The organism is Edwardsiella hoshinae NBRC 105699 = ATCC 33379, from assembly GCF_000474215.1.
GTDB classification, from domain to species: Bacteria; Pseudomonadota; Gammaproteobacteria; order Enterobacterales; family Enterobacteriaceae; genus Edwardsiella; species Edwardsiella hoshinae.
The window spans coordinates 1-23,538 of record NZ_BAUC01000027.1; the positions used below are offsets into that span (position 1 = coordinate 1).

Genomic DNA, 23,538 nt, shown 5'->3' on the forward strand with positions numbered 1-23,538 from the left:
CCGTCAAAACCAATCGACACCCTCATGGGTGTTTTTTTGTATTGGTTATCCGGTAACAACACGCCCGCCTTAATGCATACGGCTGCCGCTGAGGCGACGGCGCGCCATCACCGTTTCGCCAGCTGTCCACCATTCGCGAAGTAAGCCTTAATCCCGGCCAAGATCGCCTCGGCGACCTGCTGTTGAAAGGCGCTGGTACGCAGGCGCCGCTCCTCCTCGACGTTGCTGATAAACGCCGTCTCCACCAAGATCGAGGGGATATCGGGGGCTTTCAGCACCGCGAAGCCGGCCTGATCGACGCGATTCTTATGCAGTTTGTTCACCTTAGCCAGACGATTCAGCACTTCACGTCCGAACTTCAGGCTATCGTTGATGGTGGCGGTCTGCATCAGATCGAATATGGTATGGTCCAGATACTGATCGCCACTGCGGCTGACCCCACCGATCTCATCCGACTCGTTCTGGGTCTGCGCCAGATAGCGCGCCGCGGCACTGGTCGCTCCTTTGGTTGATAAGGCGAAGACCGACGAACCGCGCACCGTCCGGCTGGTAAAGGCATCGGCATGGATGGAGACAAACAGATCGGCACGCTGTTTGCGGGCTTTGGCTACCCGTACCTTAAGCGGAATGAAAACGTCCTCGTAACGGGTCATGTAGACCCGCATGTTGGGCTGACGCTTGATCAACGCGCTGAGACGGTGGGCGATCTTCAGCACGATGTCCTTTTCCCGCGTACGATTCTTGCCGATGGCGCCGGGATCTTCGCCGCCATGTCCGGGATCGAGCATGATGACGATGGGGCGATCGCGCCCCGCCTTTCCCTTCTGCGGCCCCGCTTTGGGCAGGGTCCGCTCCAGATCGCCCTTGTTGTAATCCTCTAACAGGGCCAGTAACGGATCGTCTTCATCTTCCGTACGCGCGGCGGGTGAGCCGGCGGCCGGATAGAGATCGACCACCAAACGATTTTTAAACTCGGCGAAGGGGGCGAGGGTGAATACCTTCGGGCTGATGTTCTGCTTCAATTCCAACACCAGGCGCACCGTATCCTGATCGAACTGCCCCACGCGGGCCGTCTTCAGGTAGGGATCGCCGCCCTGTACCTGGTGACCGATGCCCTTGAGTACACTGTTGAGGTGCACGCCCTGGATGTCTACCACGATGCGATCGGGGTTACTGAGGGCAAACTGCTTGTACTTCAGCGGTTGGCTCGACTCCAACGTAACACGGGTATAGGTCGACGATGGCCATACACGCACGGCGATCACCTGCGCCGCCGCGGCAAAACCGACGCGACTGACGCTAAGAAACCACGTGGCCGCCGCGGCCTGTAACAGGCGACGACGCGTTAGGCTATGGTTGGAATCTGTCATGTAACCCCAAGGAATCACGCTACAACACCGCTCCGGCACCCCTGCACCGGGAAAAGACCGGCGAAACTTTAGCGAAACCCTCCAGGGATGTCATCAGAAAATCCAAGCAACAATTTAACAATCTATGTCCTTGCTCGCCGCCCAGCGCTGTACGACGACGATTTGCCGCTTGCCTTTTGTACAATAACAGAATAAAAATACGATTTAATCGAATAAAAATGCAAAAGAGGTGAGCATGAAGGAGCGCAGCACCGAACTGGTTCAGGGATTTCGTCACTCTGTACCCTATATCAACGCCCACCACGGTAAGACTTTCATCATCATGCTGAGTGGGGAGGCGATCGCCGGCGACAACTTCGCCGGTATCATCAACGACATCGCCCTGCTACATAGCCTCGGGATCCGGCTGGTGGTGGTCTACGGTGCTCGACCACAGATCGATGCCTTGCTCCAGCAACAGCGGCTGCCAGCGCGCTACCACAAGCAGACCCGCGTCACCGATGCACGCACCCTGGAACTGGTCAAACAGGCCGCCGGTCAGCTCCAACTGGACATCACCGCCCGCTTATCGATGAGCCTAAACAACACCCCGCTGGCCGGCGCCCACATCAATGTCGTCAGCGGTAACTTTGTCATCGCACAACCCTTGGGCGTAGACGACGGCGTCGACTACTGTCACAGCGGACGCATCCGCCGCATCGACGAAGCCGCCCTGCGCAGTCAATTAGACGCCGGCGCCATCGTCCTACTCGGCCCGGTGGCGGTATCGGTCACCGGCGAAAGCTTTAATCTGACCAGCGAGGAAATCGCCACCCATCTGGCGATCAAGTTACGTGCAGAGAAGTTGATCGGTTTCTGTGCCGAACAGGGAGTGCGTGGCGACGACGGTGCCATCCTCTCCGAACTGCTGCCTAACGAGGCGGAGCAGCGCATCGCCACGCTGGCGCGCGAAGGATTGGCGGGCGAAGGCGAAGCGCGCTTCCTGCGCGGCGCGATCAATGCCTGCCGCAGCGGGGTACGGCGTAGCCACCTGATCAGCTACCGAGAAGATGGCGCGTTGTTGCAAGAGTTGTTCTCCCGCGACGGCATCGGCACCCAGATCGTGATGGAAAGCGCCGAGCAGATCCGCCGCGCCAATATCAACGATATCGGCGGGATCTTGGCGCTGATCCGCCCATTGGAGCAACAGGGGATCCTGGTGCGCCGTTCGCGCGAACAGTTGGAACGCGAGATCGAGCGCTTCACCCTGATCGAACGCGATAACATGACCATTGCCTGCGCCGCCCTCTACCCCTTTGAGCAGGAGCGCATGGGCGAAATGGCCTGCGTGGCAGTGCATCCGGAATACCGTAACTCGGCGCGCGGCGAGCAATTACTGCAACGCATCACCAGCCAAGCGCGCCAGATGGGATTAGAGAAGCTGTTCGTGCTGACCACACGCAGCATCCACTGGTTTCAAGAGCGCGGCTTCCGTCCGGTGGAGGTCGATTTGCTGCCACAACAGAAGCAGGCGCTGTACAACTACCAGCGCCGCTCTAAGATCTTATTGACTGAACTGTAGTCGTCCGCTCACTGCGCCGCCGCCAGCAAACGGGCCATCAGTCCGCTGCGGCGCTCCGTCGGCGTGCGGATGGCACGCTCCAACGCCGCCCGGGTGGCGAATACCGTCAGTTGGCAGCGCGCGCGGGTGATGGCGGTATACACCAGTTCTCGCGTCACCACTGGCGAGGGTTGGCTTGGCAACACCAACACGGTATGGTCGAATTCCGAGCCCTGCGACTTATGCACCGTCATCGCCCAGGCCGTCTCATGCGGCGGCAGACGGTTAGGCTGCACTGCTCGCATCTGGCCATCGCTCGTGATAAACCACACCTGCCAGCCCTGCTGCTCGTCACCTAAGGTGATGCCGATATCGCCGTTGAACAGTTTCTGACTGGCGTCGTTACGGGTGATCATCACCGGGCGCCCGGCATACCATGCCTTGTCGCCCGCAGCGCGCTGCAACAGACCGGCGCGTTGCAGCGTCAAGGCGATGCGTTCGTTCAAGCCATGCAGGCCGAACGGCCCCTCCCGTAGGGCGCATAGCGGGCGAAAACGGGCAAACGCCGCCAGGATCTGGGCCGGTTCCTGTCCCGCGCGGATCCCCTCCAGCATCGGCCGGTAGCCCGCCAGACAGCAAGCCAATAACGCCAGGTAGTCGTCATCCTGTACCATCTCACACCAACGCAAATCGCTGGATTCCGCCGCCAGACAGGCCAACGCCGCGCGCCGCTCACCCTGATTAACCGCCTGCGCCAGACGACCGATCCCCGAGTCGGCGGCGAAGCGGTAGCTATGGCGCAACAAGCTGATGGCGTCACGCAAGGCATGCGCTGGTTGCGCCGGTCCGGCGGGGATCGGCGCGGCGCACAAGCGACTCAACTCAGCGGCGCGTGGGGCGCTGAAACCATACTCGGCGAAACGGCATAACTCACCCAACACGGCCCCCGCCTCGACAGAGGCCAACTGATCGCGATCGCCTAACAGGATCAAACGCGCCCGCGGCGGCAATGCCTCGATCAAGCGCGCCATCATCGGCAGATCGACCATCGACGCCTCGTCGACGACCAAGACATCCAGATGGAGCGGGTTGTCGCGGTGATACCGTAAACGCGCACTGTCGGCCCGCGCGCCCAACAGGCGGTGCAGAGTCAACGCCTCCTGCGGCATCGCCGCGGCTTGTGACGGCGGTAATGCCAGACGCGCCAATGCCTGGCCTAACGACTCGCTCAAGCGCGCCGCCGCCTTGCCGGTCGGCGCCGCCAACTGAATGCGCGGCGGACGATCGGCCGCCAACGCGACCAAGGCCGCCAACAGACGTGCCACCGTAGTGGTCTTCCCGGTGCCCGGGCCGCCGGAGATCACCGCTACCTGGCGCGTCACCGCCACCGCCGCCGCCACCTGTTGCCAGTCCGGCGAGCGCCGCTCGCTACGCGGAAACAGGCGCGCCAACACCGCGGCCAGTTGCGGGTTATCCGCGTCATGCGCGGCGCAGGCCGTGGCGAAAAACGCCGCGACCGTTCCTTCGTCCTGCCAAAGACGTTGTAAATACAGACTGCCGTGGCTCACCACCAGCGGGGTCGCCCGCTCACCGAGGCTGACGCAAGGTTGCGCTAGCAGATAGGTCTGCCAGCGCGCCTCATCCCAATCAGCGAGTAAGGTGGACCACGCATCGGCCTGCGCGGGGAAGCGCCGATGCAATGCCGCCGCGCTCAACGCCGCCAACGGCAGGCAGACGTGCCCCGCCGCCAGCTCCAGGCTGACTAACGCCGCCGCCAGTGCCAGATGGGGCTGTTGCGGCGCCAGTAGACGGGCAAATTGCACATCCAAGGGGCGCAGGCTGTACTGCTGCGCCAACGAAGAGAGCAGCTCATCGCACATCGTCGTCTCCTTCTTCCCCGGCGAACAGACGATCGAGCGCCGTCACCAATGCCAATGAGGGACGACAGGAGAAGACCCCCTGCCCTGGCACCGCGCGCGTCATGCCGCGCAGGAAACAGTAAAATACGCCGCCAAAGTGGCGCTGGTAGTCATAGTCGGCCAGACGGTGGCGCAGGTAGCGGTGTAGGGCCAGGCTATACAGCTGATACTGCAAGTCGTAGCGGTGCGTCATCATCGCCGCCGCCATCGCCGCGTCGTTGTAAGCCTCGTCCGTCTCGCCCAGCCAGTTAGACTTATAGTCCAGCAGGTAGTAGCGTCCATGATGGCAAAACACCAGATCGATAAACCCCTTCAGCATACCGTCGACCTGATTAAACGATAACGCGGGACACTGGGCCGACAGCGCATCGTGACGACGGATCAAGGCATCCAAGCGTATGGGATCGAGCGGGCGGGCAATCGGCAGGTAGAACTGCAATTCGGGCTGGCAATGCGTGGGGGGCAGTTGGTTCAGAGCCAACCCCTGTTCATCCAACGGCGTCTGGAGGATCTGCCGCAGCCAGTGCGCCAACGCCGGTACCCACTCGGCTGGCAAACCCTGTGCCTGGCAGCGCTCGGCCAGCCAGCATTCATCGATAGGCTGGGTAAAGTCCAACGCCTCCAGCAGGTTGTGTAGAAACGTACCCGGCGCCGCGCCACGCGGGAAATGATGGGCGTCCAGCAGCGGCGCTGGCTCAGCGCGTCGTTCGCCGGCGGCATCGATGTCCAGATGCGGCAATAGCTCCAGGTAACTACCGCTCTGGCCATGTTGTTGCAACGCAGAATAACTGGTCACCCGCCAAGTATCGCGCAACGAGCGGGGGAAGACTTTGGCGCTCAAGGTTCGCTCCGATGCGGGCGTGCCTTGCCACACCGCGCCGTCAACGGGCGTCAGACTCGTCAGGCGGATATCGTCATCTTGTAAGGCCGCCAACGCCTGACGCAGCCCCTCGGCATCGCAGGCCTCGCCGCGCTGTAGCAGATACCCCAATGCACTATGGTGCAGGTCGCTTTCCCCTTGCTTCTTGCGATTGCCAAGCACCAGTGGGGCAATGCCCAGCGCACAATAGTAGATGGAGCGCGTGACGGCGACGTACAACAGCCGTAAATCTTCCGCCAGACGTTCCCGATCGGCCAGTGCCAATGCCTGCTCGTCCGCACACAGATCCCAGACGGCTTGCAGGCTGTGCGGTTGGTGATACACCCCCTGACGCTGGCGGCGAAAGGTGGCGACGAAAGGCAGAAACACCAGGGCAAACTCCAATCCTTTGGATTTGTGGATCGTCACGACCTGTACCAGATGGCGATCACTCTCCAAGCGCATCTGTTGGCTCTCCGCTTGCGGCTGTGGGCTATCGATCTGCTGCGCGAGCCAACGAACCAACGCCGGTTCGCTTTCCAACTGCTGCGCCGCCTCCTGCAACAACTCGCCCAGATGCAATACATCGGTCAGGCGGCGCTCGCCCCCCGCCGTCGCCAGCAAGTTCTCGGCCAAGCGGCGGCGACCGATCAACTCACGCAGCATCGGCAAGACGCCGCGCCGCTGCCAGTGACGCCGATAGGCATCGAACTCATCCACCACCGCATCCCAACGCCGCTCGTCCTGATTCAAGGCATCCAGCTCGGCGGCGCTCAGTCCCAACAGGCCGACAGCCAGAGCACTGCGCAAGGTGCGGCTGTGAGCCGGTGCCAGGATGGCCTGTAACAACCACAGTAGATCGCGCGCCTCCGCCGTAGAGAAGACGCTGTCGCGATTCGACAGATACACCGAGGGAATATTGAGTGCACTCAAGGCATCACGCATCACCGTCGCCTCATGGCGACTGCGTACCAAGATGGTGATGTCGGCGGCGCACAATGGGCGCCCTTCCGCACACTGATCTTCGCCGATCAGGCGCGCCGTCCCTTGTTGCCCAGCGCTAAGCCAGTCGCGGATCTGCGTCGCGCAGCGTTGCGCCATCACGTGCAGGTACTCCTGCTGGCTACAGCCGGGGACGTCGTACAGCCACAGATCCAGCGCCGCCTGCGGCACATTGTCGATCAGCAGGCGATGCCCCGCATTCTTCTCCGCGGCCGCCACCGGCAGAAAAGGGATCTCGTCGAACAGAAACGGCGCCGCCGACAGGGTGAACAGGCGATTCACCGCCTGTACCATCGCGGGTGCCGAGCGCCAATTGGTTCCCAGGGTGTAGCAGGCCTCCACCGCCGAGCGGGCCTGTAGATAGGTGAAGATATCCGCGCCGCGAAAGGCATAGATCGCCTGTTTGGGATCGCCGATCAGTAGCAACGCCGTTTCGGCGGGGGCCGCCGGGCCGTAGATATGATGGAAGATGCGGTACTGCTGCGGGTCGGTATCCTGAAACTCATCGATCATCGCCACCGGATAACGCTGGCGGATGGCGGCGGCCAAGGCGGCCCCCTCCGGCGCATCAAGCGCCTGCACTAACCGGCTGAGCAAATCATCGAAGCCCAGTTCGGCACGGCGCCGCTTCTCCTGTTGCACGCTCTCGCGGATGGCGACCAACGCCTGCGCCAGCAACACGTCGCGCAACGACAAGGGCTCGGCCAACAACGCCTCGACGGCGGCGAACAGGGCGTGCCGCGGCGCGCTGCCTTTTGTGGTCTTTTGCTCCAGCGTCGTCTGAGCGAAGCGTTCAATGGCGGCGGGTAACTGGTAGTCACGTGTCTCCTGCTGCGCCCACACCGCCATCTCATCCAGCCACTTAGGCAGGTTGCGGCTGCTGTAGCTGCGCTTGTCCACCCCAGACTCGGCGATCAGCGCGGCCACCTGTCCGCCATGCTCACGCCAACACGCCTTGAGCGCCTCGATGCGGGCGATCAGCGCCTGATGGCGCTGCTCCAACGTTTCCTGTCGTGCACAGGCGGGACGCAGCACTGGCATCTCGCCCGCCAAGTAGGGGCGCAGCTCGGCCAACAACGCCTCCGGCCCACTCCACAGTTGGCTGACGATCGCCGCCACCGCCTGCGGCAACGGGTAACAGTGGCGCCGCCAGAAGTCTGCGCAAGCTTGGCGTTGCAGCGGCGACTCATCCTGCAACAGCGTCTGTTGAAACAACACCCCGGATTCGAAGGCGTTGTGGCTGAGCATACGCTGACAAAAGCCATGAATGGTGTAGATCGCCGCCTCATCCATCTGCCGCTCCGCCGCCAGTAACAAGGCCGCCGCCTGCGTGAGATCGGCGATCTGCGCCAAGAGCGCGCTGAACAGCGGCTCCTCGCTGGCACCTCGCAGGCAGGCCAGACGCAGAGCGTGAATGTTGCTGCGAATACGACCACGGAGCTCCTCGGTGGCGGCCTCGGTAAAGGTCACCACCAGGATCTCCTCGACCGCCAACGGTCGCGGATACGCGTTCTCCTCCCCCAATCCCAGTAGCAAGCGCAGGTAGAGCGCCGCTAGGGTAAAGGTCTTGCCAGTACCGGCCGAGGCCTCGATCAGACGCGCGCCGCGCAACGGCAGCGCCAGCGGATCCAGCGTGTGAGTCGCAATCATCAGCGGCTGACCTCGATCTTCAACGTCCGTTGCAGGGCGCTGGCGTCGGGGTAGTTACGCCATCCTGCCGGCTGGGCATACTGCCCCTGGGCGCTCTGCCCCATCACCTGCGACAACAACGCTAACCCTTGCGGTGTCATGACCGCCTGGCGGAAGAAGTGTTGCAGATCGGCGCGCGTCAACGCACCCATGGCGGCGATCAGCTTATCCCGGGTATCGAAGGCCAAATTGCCACGGGCGAAATCGCTCTGGAAACGTCCCGCCTCCTCGGCGAGGGTCTGCGGACGTTGGCGCAACTGGGTGATCAACGCCTGACGGTACTGGTCAAAATCCGCCTTGCTCAAGGCCGCCAGACGCTGCTGCGCCTGGCGGTAGAAGGCTTGGTAACGACCATATAAGTAATCCGGCGCCCGGTTGTTACTCTGCAACAGGAAAGCCAGCCCCCATTGGCGCCCCACCGAGGTCGGGAAGGCGAACAGCGCGTAGGCCAACTGCTCCTGGGTGCGTAACTGGTCGTAGAACCACGGTTGCAGGATCTGGCTCAGCAACTGACTGCGCGCCATACCCTGCACCTCATCGTAACCGGTCGGCACGTACACGGCGGCCAGCGCCGAATCGCTGCTGCTACCCGCTTGATACACTGTCGCCGCCGTCGGCTGGGTGACCACCACATCGCGGCCATACCACCAGCGAGTACCTTGGGTATGCAATTGCTTGCTGATGCGCTCGGCCAACAGACTCACCTGCGCGGCAGAAAGATTGCCCACCGCTAACAGATCCAGCGACGCCCCCTCGAGCAAGCGGGCGCGATATGCCGCGATGTCTGCCAGGGTGATCGACGGCAGCAACGCGCGGCGCGCGGCGCGCTCGGCATAGGGAACCTGGGAGAGCGCCCGCACCGGCTGCATCGCCAGTTCGAAGGCTTTGGCCTTGTCGGCGGCGTCAAGCTGCTGGCGATACCATGACTTAGCCTGCGCCAACTGCGCCTCGCTCGGGGTGAAGCTACGGTAGCCCTCCAGTAGCGCGCTGAACAGTTGCGGCATACGTTGGGTGAAGCCGCTGGCGCTGATCACCAGGCCATCGTCGTAACCGGTCGAGAAACCGATGCCCCCGACAGAGGCCTGGTAGGCCAGTTGGTCTAACGCCAACCCGGCCAGGTAGTCGGTCAGGGCGAACAGCACCTGACCGCGCGCCTCATCGGCGTCGAGCGGGTTGCGTAGCGCCAGCGTGATGTCCGCCTTCGGCTCATCGGCAAAGTAGCGGCTCGGCATTGATAATGCGCGCAGCCCCGGGCGATCAACGACCACCTGCGGCAGAGTGGGCGCGGGACTCACCGGCTTAATCAGGCTGAAGTCATCGGGAATATAGGGGTTGAGCGCCGGTAGCGACAACGCAATCTCTCGCCCATCGCGCTGCCAGCGCGCCCGTTGCTGCGGCGTGATGCGATCAACCTGATAGGGGGCATCGACAAAATAGGCCAATTTATTGTGTGGCTCGTCGGGGCCGATAAACCAGATCCGCGCCTGCTGCGGCGTCATGCTGTCGAGACGCGCGGCGATCGCCTGGGGATCAAAACGATCGGCGAGATAAGGGGCGTCCAGCACATGAGCGACCGGTACTCGCAGCATCATGTCGACCAACCACTCGACATACCCCATGTCGCGGGTGATCGATGGATAACGGAAGTCGAGCGCCAGCACATGCGCTATCTCGTCGAAGTAGCTTTGCTTGATGCCCTGGGTGCGCAACAAGTGCAGGTAATCGTAGATCGCCGCGATCACCCGTCCCCGCTCGGCGACGCCTTTCTCCGTCAGGGCGACATTGATGTTAAAGACACCGCCATTGCGATCGGCGAACGGATCGGCCCCGGCGCTGATGGATTCGGCCAGTCCTTGGCGTTGCAGCCAGTCGGACAGCGTGTTCTTACTGCGATTGCCGATCAAATAGCTGATGTAGGTATCGGTCTTACTGCGAAACGCCGCGCTATCGTTAGGGATGCGGTATTCAATACGCAGCATGCGGCGCGGCTGGGCCGGGACATAGTGAATGATGATGCCTTGCTGGGCCGGCGTCACCACGGGCACCTCGATCGGTGCCACCGTCGCATGACGATTCGGAATGCGGCCAAAGCTCTGCACCGCCAAGGCCGCCAACGCGGGCAGCGGCTGATCGCCGTAGATCACCCCCACCATCAGGTTGGCGGAGTAGTAGCGCTGATAAAAGGCCACCAACTGTTGGTGCAGGTTGCTGCCCGGCTTATCGCGCAGCGTTTCTAGGTTACCGCCGGAGAAGCGGGCGCTGGGATGGGCCGGATTCAGCGTCTCGGCAGACACCTGCTCCATACGCAAGCCATCACGCGAGCGGGCCAAGGTCAGCTCGGCATTCACCGCATGGCGTTCGCGATCGGCGTTGCCCTTATCCAGCAACGGTTCGGCGATGGCGTCAGCCAGCCGATCCAACGCCGGTGCCAAGGCATCGTTTTCTACCTGAAGATAGTAGGCGGTACGGTAGGAAGCGGTGCTGGCGTTATAGCTGCCGCCGTGCTTCTTGAGAAACTCTGACAGATTATCCGGCTGCGGAAAACGCTTTGAGCCCATCAACACCATATGCTCCAGGTAGTGCGCCAGCCCGAGTTGGCTCGCCGGATCGTCCAGCGACCCGACCGGCAATGCCAATGCCGCCAACGCGTGCGGTGCCTGTGGGTCAGAGACCAGCACCACCTTCATACCGTTGTCCAAACGGATGGCCTGATAGGCTCGCGGATCGCCAGCGCTCTTGTTGATGTGCTCGGCTAACGGTTGCCAGCCCGCGGCAGCTAGGCTAAATGGCGCCCAAAACAGCAGCAACAGCCAGAGGACTATCACCGAACCTTGTCTACGTATCACGTTTCTCCCCCTTTCGATTCTGTCATCGGCGCCCGTTACGTGACGCCCCGCGCCTTCGGCGAGGTCACGCCTGATTATGACGTAACAGCGGCAGGTAAAAATGCTGCGCCTGGCTGATGATGGCCTGCAACGCCGCCTCATCCAGCGTCCGAACCACCCGTTGCAGATAGGCATCCTGCCCTTCGCCGCTGGCGAAGGCATCGCCGTTCCAGCATTGGCTGAGACTGCTACGCGCCTTGGCAAGAACCGCCTCGTCGGTCAGCAACTGTGCCGTCGTCTTATCATAACAGCACTTAAGCCATTGCCATCCGCTGCGCGTCAGTAGCAACGGTTGCTGCATCCCTAGGCGATAACCGGCGATCAGCTGCGTTAACGCCTGCTCCGCCTGGGCGGCGTCGATCCCGCTGAAGTGCCAGGCGGTATTTTTACGCCCCAACATCCAACTGTCCCCCGTCCCCTGAGTTAAACAGAACAGCAGATGCTCAATCCACAATACCAGGCCATCCGTCGCCCCCAGCTCGGCCGGACGCCAACGCACCACTCCCTCGGCTTGCGCCTGAGGCAGCCAACCGCTTAAGCGGCAGCCCGCTAAGGTACAGTCGATCTCCAGGCTCTCGCCGGGGTGGAATACCTCCGCGACGCGCTGGGCCAACTGGCTCATCTCCGTGTGTTGCGCCTGCCACCACAGCTCACCAAAGGCACCGAAGGGCAGCGTACCGGCGGCGCGGATCTGGCGGTACAACGGCGCAACCTCTTCGCCAGCGATCAACCGGTTAAGCAGGAGTTGATTGATCTGGTAACGACTAAGGGCGTCGAGTGTAAATGGCTCCTCCTCCGGCAGCTCACTCTCTTCACGAGTGAAACTGACGCCGAGGCGCTGTTGGAAGAAGGCGCGTACCGGGTGGCGATAGAAACGAATTAACTCGTCCAAGGTCAGCGCATCCAGCGCCTGGGGTGCCAACGGGACAGCAAAGGGCGGTGGCGCCATCCCCTGCCCGCTGGCGGCCGGCAGCCATTCGCTGGCATAACTCTGGTATTCACGAGTCGGATCGAAGTTCTCGGCGTCGAAAGGAACGCGCGGATGGAGGTGGCACAGATGCGCCGTCACGCGCGCGGCACTGCTGTCGACATCCAGTTGCTGATCGGCGGGCAAACAGTGGCTCTGAGCAATATACTCCAACAGCTCACTGACCAGCACACTCGGGTAACGCGTCGTATTATCTTGTACCGATCGGCCGATGTAGCTGATATACAGACGCTGCTGAGCCGAGAGCAACGCCTCAAGAAACAGATAACGGTCGTCATCGCGCCGGCTACGATCGCCGCGCTGCACCTTGCCGGCCATCAGGTCAAAGCCCAACGGCGCCAGGGTGCGCGGGTAGACGCCATCGTTCATGCCCAACAGGCACACCACCTTGAAGGGAATGGAACGCATCGGCATCAGGGTGCAGAAGTTGATCGGCCCGGCGAGAAAACGCTGGCTGATGCGCTGCGTATCGAGGCGCGCGCTCAGTTCGTCACGCAGTAGCGCGATCGGCAGAGGCTCATCGTAGTGCGACGTCAAGCCATCGGCCAGCACCTGCTGCCACTGCTGCTCGATCAGCGCGCAGACCGCCTCGCTGTCGACATCGGTGAGGAAGAAGGTGTCCAACAGCGCGCGGCACAGCGGCTGCCATTGCGCCAAGGTCTGCATCTGTCCCAACTGCTGACGCCAGTCGTGCAATGCCGCCAGGAACTGCGCCAAATGGCCGGCCAACTCGGCGATGCTGCCGCTGGACTCATCATAGGGCAGCACCCCCTGCCAGTCGCCGCAACGGCTGTCCATGGCATACCCCAGCAACATGCGCGTCAAACCGAACTGCCAGGTGTGCTGTCCCGTCGCCGGCAGCGCAAGGTCGCGCACCGCCTCGTCATCCAACCCCCACCGAATACCCGACTCCTCGACCCAGTGGCGCAGCCGGCGGATGCCCTCCTCGTCGATGGCGAAGCGGGCGGCCAACGCCGGCACCTCCAGCAGCGCCAATACCTGTTCGGCGGTAAAGCGGCTGTTGGGCAGATCGAGCAACGCCAGGGTTGCTTGCACTACCGGGTGCAGTTGGCGGGCGCTGCGGTCGGAAATGGCAAAGGGCAAATAGCGCGCGGGCGGCGCATTGCCGAACACTGCTTGAATGAAGGGCGCATAACTGTCGATGTCGGCCACCATGACGATCACATCGCGCGCGCTAAGGGTCGCGTCGGCGGCGAACATATCCAATAGGCAATCGTGCAGCACCTCGACTTCGCGCTGTGGGCTATGGCAGATGTGCACGCTGATGCTGCGATCATCGGGCGCCAGCAGGCGCTTCTGACGGCTATCCTGTAACTTCTGCGCCGAATCGGCGATGCAGGCATGGTCTTCCAACTCCAGCATGTCACGCTGGATGCGCTGTAACAGGGTGTCCTGCGTCAGATCGACGAAGGCGTTCACCTCCTGAGGCGCATGCTGCGCCAGCAGATACAAATGATCGCGGCCCAACTTTCCCCAAGAGGCCAACAGGGGGTTACTCAGCATCTGCTCGCCATCGCTACCAAACAGTGATGGTGCCTGTTCCGGCATACGGAACAGCGGGCTGTGACTCTCGCCCAGCGTACGCTGGGCCAGGACGAAATCGCGCCGCCGCCGGCTCTGTAACCGGGCGAGGAAGGCATAATCCTGAATGTCGCCCCAATAGTAGCGGCAGGGATTGGTGAACATCAGATGCACATCGATATGTTCGCCCAGGGCGCGCAACGCCTCCAGATAGACCGGAGGCAGGGCCGAAATGCCGCAAATGAACACCCGCCGCGGCAAACCCGCCGGTGGCGTTTCAGCCTTCTGCAACGCTTGGATGAAGCGCTGATAAAGGTTGGCACGGTGCCATTGCGGCTGTCCTAGGCGTTCAGTGTAGTCGCGCAGCGCGACCCATAAGGGCGCCTGCCATTGCTGGGCGCTGTCCAGACCGTCGACGAGCTCCCCCTGCTCCCAGCGCTGTAACCACGCCGGACGGTACACCAGATATTGGTCATACAGGTCAGCGATACGCGCCGCCAGTTGAAACTGTTTACGCCGATCCGTGTCGTCGCTCAGGTAATGGGCCAATGACGCGAACGCCGGGCGATCCAGGAACTGGGGCAGCAACCACATCAGCTTCCACGTCATCGCATCTTTACTGAAGGCGCTACGCTGCGGGATATCCGGCAACACACGCGTAAACAAATCCCAGATAAAAGTAGCCGGTAGGGGAAAGTCGATATTAGCGGCGATGCCGAAGCTACGCGCCAGCTCCATTTGCAACCATTGCGCCATCCCTGGGCTCTGTACCAGGATCACCTCGCGCTCAAGCGGGTTGTCCAGCGGCTGCCCCTGCATCAATGCCGCCATCAGTTGGGTGAGGACATCCAACTGGTTGGAGTGATAAACGGTAAACATAGCCTCTCCGGGTCGAGCGCCGCCCTGCGATGCGGCCTGTGGGGTTTTGCGCTCAAGCTACCGCGAACGCCGTTCAAGGGCAAATCAACTTTTCCAGGCTGGCCGTATAGCCTAGCGGCGTAGTGACCCGACAACGCAGCCGCTGACACGCCGCCTCGGGCTGAGACTCAAGCGTGCGCCGCCAACCTGACGGCAAGGGCGACAAGGGCTGGTGCAACGCCGTCTGCGCCAGCCCCTGGCGGGCGTAGCGCCAAGCCTCCAGGCGCTGCACCTGTAGCCGCTGGCTCTGTAACAGGGCGCGTTGAGCCTGCACCAGTCCCAACAGGCCGATACTCGTCAACAGCAACGCCACCATCACCGCCAACAGCCCGCTCCCCCGTTGGCGGGCAGGCTTCGTCGCCGGGAAGATAGTCGAGCCAGCCAGCGGACGCCGCTCGATAGCGTCGTGTGTGTTCATGATCCTCACTCCACAGGTAGCGAATACGCACGAGCGGGTAATCCAGGTGTTCGGGCCACCCGCAGATGCACAATAGCGCCCACTGGCGCCCCGTGGCGCGTAAGCAGGCCCGCCAACGTGCATCCAGCGAGCGACAACGCCAGTGGTCAGTCGCACGCCAGGGCAGACGTTGCGCCCGCGCCAGCCACAGTTCGGCCTGCGCCTCGGCCTGCCAGTGGCGCTGCCAGGCGAAATGACGCCGCCACAGGTCGCGCGTCTGGGCCTGCTGCGCCAATACCCAGCCCAACGCCAACATCAAGGCGGCCAATAGGGTCGCCAGCACGACGACGCCCCGTTGGCGCGTAATCTCACACCTCATCGCCGCGCGCCAGAGGCCCGATTGGGCGTCGCCAGCCACAGCGATTGCTGCCAGGGAGGATCGCCCCGCTCGCGCTCGGCCAATGCCAGGGTGATGGCGATCCCGCCGGGTAGGGCGCGAAAGGTCAAGGTGCTAACGCGCCAGCGGCTTTGATCGCTGACCCGTTCCCAACCACTCCCCTGGCACGCGGTTGCGCCACGCCGCGTCTCCAACGCGCCTTGCCTCAGACGCCAGCCAAAACGCTCCGTCTGCGTGACACGCCCATCACCATCCAGATCATAAGCCAGTAGCACACAGGAGGCAGGCGCTTCCCCCACAACCGCCGCGATCTGTAGGGGCGGAGCGGCACGGCGGCACGGGGAGGCACAGAAGCCGCTACGCTGCACATCTTTCTCCACGCGCGCTAGCAGCGCCTCCCCCTCCTCACTGCGCTGCTGCTCTCGTTGTGCGGCCAGCCCTTGGCGGCGCAGCTCCCCCACTAGACGCAACGCCGCCGACAACACCAGCGCGCCGAGTGTCAGCGCCAACATCAACGATAACAGACTCATTCCGCGCTGGCGTTGCAAGTAGCCAGCGCCGGCAGCCCCTGCTCTGCGCATACCCGCACCCTCCCCTGTGCCGACCAGATCACCCGGGTAGCCTGACGGGCGTCACTCAGACGAACATGACCGGGCTGTGCCGTGTTGCGTAACCCATAAAAGCCCGCCAGCGGCGAGAGTTGCGCCGTCAGGCGTAACGGCGGTGCGGGCACAAAGGCCGCCGCGGCTCGGCAGTCATCCCCGGCCCGCACCACGAGACAGTCGACGCCCTGCGTACGCCGTAACCAGAGCGGACGAGCCGCATTGCCGTGAAACGCCTGATCACGCAATGCCAACAGATAGCGTTGCAGGCGCAGGGTCTCCGACCACAGCCGCTCTGCCGTACGCCGCTCCATCCACAACGGCGTCACGCCGCCGGCCAACAGTGCCAACAACGCACACACCAGTAGCGTCTCCAATAAGGTATAACCCCGTTGTCCCCCCTGCATTCCACACCTCCCGCGTCCAGCCTAGGCTGTCCCGGGCCAGCGACCAACGTCCGGGGCGGCAAAACGCGGCGGAGCGCCATAAAAAACGCCGGCACAAGGCCGGCGTTTGCAGCGAGATGAACGACAATGCGCATCCTTAGATGGCGACGGGAGCCTTGATCGCCGGATGGGGATCGTACCCCTCGATGATAAAGTCCTCGAAACGATAGTCGAAGAGCGATGCCGGACGGCGTGCCAGCCGCAGTTGCGGCAGCGGGCGCGGCTCACGGCTCAATTGCAATGCGGTCTGCTCCAGATGATTGCTGTACAAATGGGTATCTCCGCCGGTCCAGACGAAGTCGCCCACCTGTAAGTCCAACTGTTGTGCCATCATGTGCACCAACAGGGCATAGCTGGCGATGTTGAACGGCAAACCGAGGAAGACGTCACAAGAGCGCTGATAGAGCTGGCAGGAGAGGCGACCATCGGCCACATAGAACTGGAAGAAGGCATGGCACGGCGCCAACGCCATCTGATCCAGTTCGCCCACATTCCAGGCGGAGACGATGATGCGCCGCGAATCGGGGTCCTGACGCAGTTGTGCCATCACCTGGCTGATCTGATCCACCTGACGACCATCAGCGCATCCCCAGGCACGCCACTGTTTGCCATACACCGGGCCGAGATCGCCCTGCTCATCGGCCCACTCGTCCCAAATGGTGACGTTGTTGTCATGCAGGTACTTGACGTTGGTCTCACCCTTGAGAAACCACAGCAGCTCGTGAATGATGGAGCGCAGGTGGCACTTCTTGGTGGTGACCAGTGGGAAGCCCTGTTGCAGATTGAAACGCATCTGATGGCCAAAAATCGACAGGGTGCCTGTGCCGGTGCGATCGGCCTTGGGCGTCCCCTCATCCAGCACTTTTCTCATCAAATCCAGATACTGTTTCATGTCACCTCTAAACTCTCTACGTAAAAATCAGGATACTTGTGCGCGCGGTTGGCGGCGGTAGGCCCAAACCATCATGATGATGCCGGCGATGATCATCGGGATAGAGAGGATCTGTCCCATGCTGATCACCCCATCGAACAGGCCAAGCTGCGCGTCCGGCTGGCGGAAAAACTCACAGATGATGCGAAAGGCGCCGTAACCGACGAGAAAGAGTCCCGAGACACTGCCCATCGGGCGCGGCTTGCGGATGAATAGGTTCAGGATGACAAACAGCACCACGCCTTCCAACAACAGCTCGTACAGTTGAGAGGGATGACGCGGCAACATGCCAAAATGGTTATACACCGCTTGCCATTGCGGGTTAGTGGCCGCCAGCTGCATGTCTTCGCTGCTCGATCCGGGAAACAGCATCGCCCAGGGCGTATCCAGCGTGACGCGCCCCCACAGCTCACCATTAATAAAGTTACCCAGACGTCCGGCCCCCAAGCCGAACGGCACCAACGGCGCGATGAAGTCGGAGACCTGGAAGAAGGTGCGTTTAGTCCGGCGCGCAAACCATAACATGGCCACGATCACCCCGATCAAGCCGCCGTGGAAGGACATACCGCCGTCCCAGACTTTGAACAAATACAGTGGGTTATCGAGGAATAAGGGCAGATTATAGAACAGAACATAGCCGATGCGGCCACCGAGGAACACCCCCAGGAAGCAGCCATACAGCAGGTTTTCGACCTCATCCTTAGTCCAGCCGCTCCCTGGACGGTTAGCGCGACGCACCGCCAGCCACATGGCAAAGACAAAACCCACCAGGTACATCAATCCATACCAGTGCAAGGAGACTGGACCGATGGAAAAGATCACCGGATTAAAACTGGGGAAATGCAGATAATTCGTCATCTGTCACCACAATACTGTCTAAAAAACGGGGAAATACGTTCAAGAGGCGCATCATAGCATAGGAAGACGGGATGACCGGTGTATGCGTAACGATAAAGTTGTGTAAAAAATCATATCGCCGCCCCGCCGCTCATAACCGAAAGGCGGGCTCCCCTGCGCCATCGGGCACTATCGCGTAGACGCTCACGCCGCAGAGAGACGCGTCGCCGTCGCCTCGGCGCAAGCAAAAAAGACTAGATATAAACGTCGAGCACCCGCTCTGCTTGAGGGCGGTTGACGCCATCGCCGCGCCGCGTCTGCGCGACGCTGTTCACCGCGGGAATACTGCCAGCTCGCTGCTGCGCCTCGCTCGCCTGCTGACGCAGACGGGCAATCTCAGCCAGTAGCATCTTGATCTGATCTTGGATCATCTCCTGCTGGCGCCGCTTCTCCTCCAGCGGCAGCGGTGCATCCGCCAGCTTGCCCAGTTGCTTCTGTAGCCCAGCGATCGCTTTCTGTAACTGTGCGATACGCCCCGCAATACCACCGTCTGCCGCCACGCTAACGCCGCAGCCCTGCGTATCCGCCGCAGGTGAAGGGGCCGCCATAGTAATCACCGTCATACTCTCTTCCTTAATCGTGTCTTGGGCGTCTCGGACTATATCCATCCCAACGCATTATCGGAAAAGAGAGAGAAAACTTGATAGCCGACGCGCGGCATGAACCTAGGACAATGCCCTCGCTTACCAACCGCTTAAGGAGATAAAGGTCTGCCAAAACAGCGTCACCACCACCAGGGCACAGAGCGGCAGGCTAAATAACAGGCGGCCAGACAGCCAGCGGTTCAGCAAGATGCCGATCAGTACCGACAACGGCAGCAACGCCAGAAAAAACGGCCAGGTATACAGCAGGAAAAGCAGAGTATTGGTGCCGTACACAGCAAACGGCAGGGCAAACGCCAGCCAATAGAAGAGGAAGCCGGCGACGCCGCCGCTCACGGCGTAGGCGGGTTCATCGTATTCAGCGCTACTCAGTTCATCGGCCGACCGGTCGGCGGCATTCATCAGCATACCCGTATCCTGCGGCAGCAAAGTCTTCAGTCGAGTGGCAGGACGCCCGCCACGCCGCCACACGCCAGGTTGTGTCAGCCTGGCGCAAGACGCCCAATGCCAGCCCTTACGGCCATCATGCTGGCATATGGCTCTGATGATAACCGTGGCGCGAAAAACGTCTAACATTTGCGCGTTCGAATTTGTTACCAATTGTTGGTCGCGCGCTCCCGTGCACTCGCCCATCCCATCCAGGCCTCGCGCTACGGGTACGTCTGAATTTGGGCGCTAGCAATTGTTTACTCCCCACATGCGGGAGATAATAGTGACAGATGACTCTCCCTGCCTCTGGGTGACGCTCCCGCGGCAGATACAAAGGATGCCCGACTGATGTTTTCCCGCTGCTCATACTCGCTTTCCCTGGCCGCTTTCTGCCTAGGGGCACTCCTCTGCGCGCCGGCCTCGGCACAAACGCATCAGCCCATCGGTAAGATCGCCGAGCAAGAGGTACGCCATATCGCGACCTACTTCCCGGGTCGGATGGCGGGAAGCCCCGCCGAGCTGATGATGGCCGACTATGTCAATCAACGCTTTCGCCAGATGGGCTACGACAGTAACCTGCGCGATTTTAAGACTCGCTATCACTACCGCGACAGCAACGGCAAGAGCAGTTGGCATAACGTCACGGCCACCTCGGTGATCGCAGCCAAGACGGGGCGTAGCGATAAGCAGATCCTGATCGTCGCCCACCTGGATACCTTTACACCGCAGAGCGACGATGACGTCAACCGCAACCTGGGGGGGTTAACGCTGCAAGGCGTGGATGACAACGCCTCCGGTGTCGGGGTCATGCTGGAGCTGGCCGAGCGTCTGCGCACGGTGAAGACCGATGCCAGCATTCGTTTCTTGGCGCTCAGCGCCCAGGAATTGGGGGGAAAAGGCATCGAAAACTATCTCGCACGCATGACCCCAGAGCAGAAGAAAAATACGTTACTGGTCATCGGATTAGACTCACTGATCAGTGGCGATCGGCTATGTGTCAGCAGCAGTAGCCAGCCTTTCGCCGAACAGAGCCGCGCTCGCCTATTGCGGGTAGCGAAACGGGTGGGCGTCAGCCTCTGCCATACCGATGGCGCGAACTTAAGCCGCCCCGACAGCCAGAACGAAGGCTTGGCGCTGTTTTCCCAGGCCGGTCTGCCGCTGTTGCTGCTCTCCGCCATCGACAGCCAGCACCCGGCGCGCCAGACTCGGCACGAGCGTCTGTTTACCCAGGGGAACAGTTGGCACCAACCCCAGTATGACAACATGAGTTATCTGGATCGGCATCTGCCGGGACGGATCCGGGCCCGCACCCGCGAGGGGGTCAAGATCTTGTTGCCCTTGCTGGAGCAACTGGCCGATTAAGTGCCGCCAACAATTGTCGAGAAATCGCAAGCCGTGTCGCTTTGCGTAAAGAGGGATTGCATTGGCGTAAAGCACCCCTACATTATGATCGCACAGGCGCGGCGCGGGTCCGCGCCCCATTATTTTAGGCGCAGTGTCGAGGCAGATTATGCAAACTGAAGAACAACGTATCATTGAAGGTCTTTTTTCCCGCCTGCAACAGGCCGAAGCCGGCAGCGGTCCACGCGATGCCGAGGCTGAACGCCTGATCCAGGCTTGCTTGAGCAAGCAACCCGCCGCGCCCTACTACATGGCGCAGGCCATGCTGATCCAAGAGGCGGCGCTCAAACGCTTGAATCAACAGGTCGAACAGTTGCAGCAACAAGTGAACCAGTTGCAGAGCCAACCGCGCAGCAGCGGTGGCTTCCTGGCTGGCCTGTTTGGCGGGGGACAGAGTGCACCACAGGGCGCCGCCCCCGCCGCGACGCGCAGCAACCTGGGTAGCCAGCCAATCCCTGGTGCCGCCAACTACGCGCAACCGGGCTACACGCAACCGGCGCAGGGCTATGCGGCACCGGCCCAGCCCAGCGCGCCTTCACGTGCCGGCAGTTTCCTTGGTGGTGCCTTGCAGACCGCCGCTGGCGTTGCCGGGGGGATGGTGATGGCCAATATGTTGACCGGCCTGTTCCACCAGAGCCGTCCGGAAGAGATCGTCAACATCATCGATGAGACACCAGCCGCCGATAACGCCACCAACAGTGATAACGCCACTCAGGCCAACAACGCCGCTGACGATAGCCAAGATAACAACCAGGATAACGGCCAGAACGACGCCGACTGGCAGAACGCCGATTGGCGCCAGGATAACAACGGCGGTTTCGGTCAAGACGATGGGTTCGCCGATCAACAGGACGGTGGCTTCTTTGGCGGCGGAGACGACGACGACGCCTCGTTCTTCTAATCCCCTCGCACGTCTTCTTCTCGGAGGAGGGACTCCTCTCCTCCACTTAGCATCACCAATGTAACAAAATGTAAATCAAAATAGATTAATCCGCATAATACGGCTTTTCACATTAGCATCATCAACACCGCACTCGCGGTTTTATCCAAATATTATTCTGACACTAACACAGCGTTACACCTCTATTTTATTTGTTATTCGGAATTTATGATGATAAGGAAAAATACTACTAATCATTCTCCCCCACCTTAACCCACAGTAGCGACTGCGTAAAACACATTAATATTTATGCATATGTATAAAAAAATAAAAATAAAATATTAATTAGCGACAAACAAAATAAAACCAATAAAAACAAATGATAATATTGATAATTATTTAATATGTTCAAAAATAAGAAATAAGATATTAATATTAAATTGATAAAATAAATTCAATCGCAGAGTAATAATTAAAATCTATTTATCTAATTACGACGACGTTCGTAAAAATTACATCATGTAATAAGTTTGCATTGAACGATCGTGCCATTTTACTGGTCGCGCGATTATCCTGCCCTTGGTTTTTAACCGTTTCATAATAAACCCTCACCATAATGATTTATTATGTATATCAAGGATAAGATATGAAATATAAATACCTTGCAGTGGTTATTCCTACCTTGCTGGCAATGGCGAGCGCGCACGCCGCAGAGTTGTATAACAAGGATGGTAATAAGCTAAACCTGTATGGCCAGGTTTCTTCCCGCTTCTTCTTCGCCGATGCCAAAGATGACAAAGGGAATGACACCTATGCCCGTATCGGCTTCATTGGCGAGACCCAGATCAACGAAGACCTGTCCGGTTATGGGCAGTGGGAGTATCAGGCTAATGCCAGCAATGCGGAAGGCAGCGCACAGGTCAGCAAGACCCGTGTCGCTTTCGCCGGCTTTAAGTTCAGCAACATCGGCAGTCTGGACTATGGGCGCAATTATGGCGTGGTTTACGATGTCGAAGCCTACACCGATATGATGCCGATCTTCGGCGGCGACAGCTACACCTACAACGACAACTTTATGAATGGTCGTGCCAATAACCTGCTCACCTACCGTAACAGCGACTTCTTCGGCCTGGTCGAGGGATTAAACTTTGCCCTGCAATATCAGGGGAAAAACGAAGGGTCGGGTTTGATCGTACGGGAAAATCCCGCCACGAGCGATATTGAAATCGTCAAACAGACCGGGACTAATAACCGTGACAAGGCCAGCGCCAATAAAGATAACGGCGACGGCGTCGGGATCTCCGTCAGCTACGACAGCGAGTTCGGGGTATCGCTGGCCGCGGCCTACAGCGGCTCGGATCGCAGCCTCTACCAGTCGAGCGAGGCCGGCGGAGCAGGTGGTGAGCGCGCCGAGGCCTGGACACTGGGGATCAAGTATGACGCCAATTCGCTCTACCTGGCCGCCATGTACGCCGAGACGCGCAACATGACCCCTTGGGGTAAGGACCATAAGCAGACCGCCAATAAGACACAGAACTTCGAGGTGGTCGCTCAGTATCAGTTCGACTTCGGCTTGCGCCCCTCCATCGGTTATCTCTACTCACGCGGCACCGATCTACAGACGGCAGACGACCGCGTTACCGACGGCGACCTGGTCAACTATGTCGATATCGGCGCTGAGTATAATCTGAATAAGAATATGGTGACCTATATCGACTACAAGATAAACCTGCTGGAAGACAACGAGTTCGCTCGCAGCAATAGTGTCCCCACCGACAATATCCTAGGACTGGGCCTGAAGTACCGCTTCTGATCCGGTATGCCATCAAAAAGGGCCTCCCATG

Annotated in this window: 17 protein-coding genes; 5 read left to right on the forward strand and 12 right to left on the reverse strand. The window is 60.5% G+C overall.

The features are described 5' to 3' along the window. Positions 1-107: 107 nt before the first annotated feature. Positions 108-1,370: an N-acetylmuramoyl-L-alanine amidase AmiC gene (amiC, locus tag EHO01S_RS12520; RefSeq protein WP_024524275.1), complete on the reverse strand. Its 1,263-nt coding sequence runs from the start codon at positions 1,368-1,370 to the stop codon at positions 108-110. A 235-nt stretch (positions 1,371-1,605) separates the two neighbouring features. Here amiC and argA point away from each other — a divergent pair, with 235 nt between their 5' ends. Continuing rightward, positions 1,606-2,931 carry an amino-acid N-acetyltransferase gene (gene argA, locus EHO01S_RS12525; RefSeq protein ID WP_024524276.1) on the forward strand — a complete coding sequence of 442 codons (1,326 nt, stop codon included), beginning with the start codon at positions 1,606-1,608 and terminating at the stop codon, positions 2,929-2,931. Positions 2,932-2,939: 8 nt separating this feature from the next. On the opposite strand, the gene recD is transcribed toward argA, so the two are convergent. From recD to EHO01S_RS19330, 5 genes are all read right to left on the reverse strand, one after another. Continuing rightward, complete coding sequence (recD, locus tag EHO01S_RS12530) at positions 2,940-4,790, reverse strand: exodeoxyribonuclease V subunit alpha (protein ID WP_024524277.1); 1,851 nt, start codon at positions 4,788-4,790, stop codon at positions 2,940-2,942. Continuing rightward, positions 4,780-8,340, reverse strand: coding sequence for an exodeoxyribonuclease V subunit beta (recB, locus tag EHO01S_RS12535; protein WP_024524278.1), 3,561 nt, complete (start codon positions 8,338-8,340; stop codon positions 4,780-4,782). The genes recD and recB overlap by 11 nt, the downstream gene beginning before the upstream one ends. Beyond that, complete coding sequence (gene ptrA / locus EHO01S_RS12540) at positions 8,340-11,225, reverse strand: pitrilysin (protein ID WP_024524279.1); 2,886 nt, start codon at positions 11,223-11,225, stop codon at positions 8,340-8,342. The genes recB and ptrA overlap by 1 nt, the downstream gene beginning before the upstream one ends. A gap of 64 nt (positions 11,226-11,289) precedes the next feature. Then, complete coding sequence (gene recC, locus EHO01S_RS12545; protein WP_024524280.1) at positions 11,290-14,673, reverse strand: exodeoxyribonuclease V subunit gamma; 3,384 nt, start codon at positions 14,671-14,673, stop codon at positions 11,290-11,292. A 73-nt stretch (positions 14,674-14,746) separates the two neighbouring features. Then, complete coding sequence (locus EHO01S_RS19330; RefSeq protein ID WP_232238261.1) at positions 14,747-15,130, reverse strand: prepilin-type N-terminal cleavage/methylation domain-containing protein; 384 nt, start codon at positions 15,128-15,130, stop codon at positions 14,747-14,749. Positions 15,131-15,272: 142 nt separating this feature from the next. Between EHO01S_RS19330 and EHO01S_RS19335 the strand changes: the two genes are divergently transcribed. Continuing rightward, the gene (locus EHO01S_RS19335) at positions 15,273-15,440 is read left to right on the forward strand and encodes a hypothetical protein (RefSeq protein WP_232238260.1); all 168 of its coding nucleotides are present in this window, start codon (positions 15,273-15,275) and stop codon (positions 15,438-15,440) included. A 44-nt stretch (positions 15,441-15,484) separates the two neighbouring features. On the opposite strand, the gene EHO01S_RS12560 is transcribed toward EHO01S_RS19335, so the two are convergent. The 6 genes from EHO01S_RS12560 to EHO01S_RS12585 form a co-directional block, all read right to left on the reverse strand. Further along, on the reverse strand, positions 15,485-16,087 hold the full coding sequence (locus EHO01S_RS12560; RefSeq protein ID WP_232238259.1) for a prepilin-type N-terminal cleavage/methylation domain-containing protein: 603 nt from the start codon (positions 16,085-16,087) through the stop codon (positions 15,485-15,487). Then, positions 16,033-16,515, reverse strand: a complete 483-nt coding sequence (locus EHO01S_RS12565; protein WP_024524283.1) for a prepilin-type N-terminal cleavage/methylation domain-containing protein — start codon at positions 16,513-16,515, stop codon at positions 16,033-16,035. Before EHO01S_RS12565 ends, EHO01S_RS12560 begins: the two co-directional genes overlap by 55 nt. A 136-nt stretch (positions 16,516-16,651) precedes the next feature. After that, on the reverse strand, positions 16,652-17,446 hold the full coding sequence (thyA, locus tag EHO01S_RS12570; RefSeq protein WP_024524284.1) for a thymidylate synthase: 795 nt from the start codon (positions 17,444-17,446) through the stop codon (positions 16,652-16,654). 27 nt (positions 17,447-17,473) lie between these two features. Next, positions 17,474-18,343, reverse strand: a complete 870-nt coding sequence (gene lgt, locus EHO01S_RS12575; protein WP_024524285.1) for a prolipoprotein diacylglyceryl transferase — start codon at positions 18,341-18,343, stop codon at positions 17,474-17,476. Between the two features lie 233 nt (positions 18,344-18,576). Continuing rightward, positions 18,577-18,945 carry a FlxA-like family protein gene (locus EHO01S_RS12580; protein ID WP_024524286.1) on the reverse strand — a complete coding sequence of 123 codons (369 nt, stop codon included), beginning with the start codon at positions 18,943-18,945 and terminating at the stop codon, positions 18,577-18,579. 120 nt (positions 18,946-19,065) lie between these two features. Next, positions 19,066-19,392, reverse strand: a complete 327-nt coding sequence (locus EHO01S_RS12585; RefSeq protein ID WP_024524287.1) for a DUF3561 family protein — start codon at positions 19,390-19,392, stop codon at positions 19,066-19,068. 369 nt (positions 19,393-19,761) lie between these two features. Between EHO01S_RS12585 and EHO01S_RS12590 the strand changes: the two genes are divergently transcribed. From EHO01S_RS12590 to EHO01S_RS12600, 3 genes are all read left to right on the forward strand, one after another. Then, positions 19,762-20,775, forward strand: coding sequence for an aminopeptidase (locus EHO01S_RS12590; protein ID WP_024524288.1), 1,014 nt, complete (start codon positions 19,762-19,764; stop codon positions 20,773-20,775). Between the two features lie 148 nt (positions 20,776-20,923). Further along, on the forward strand, positions 20,924-21,715 hold the full coding sequence (locus EHO01S_RS12595) for a DUF2076 domain-containing protein (protein ID WP_024524289.1): 792 nt from the start codon (positions 20,924-20,926) through the stop codon (positions 21,713-21,715). 625 nt (positions 21,716-22,340) lie between these two features. Continuing rightward, complete coding sequence (locus EHO01S_RS12600; protein WP_024524290.1) at positions 22,341-23,507, forward strand: porin; 1,167 nt, start codon at positions 22,341-22,343, stop codon at positions 23,505-23,507. The last annotated feature ends 31 nt before the right edge of the window (positions 23,508-23,538 follow it).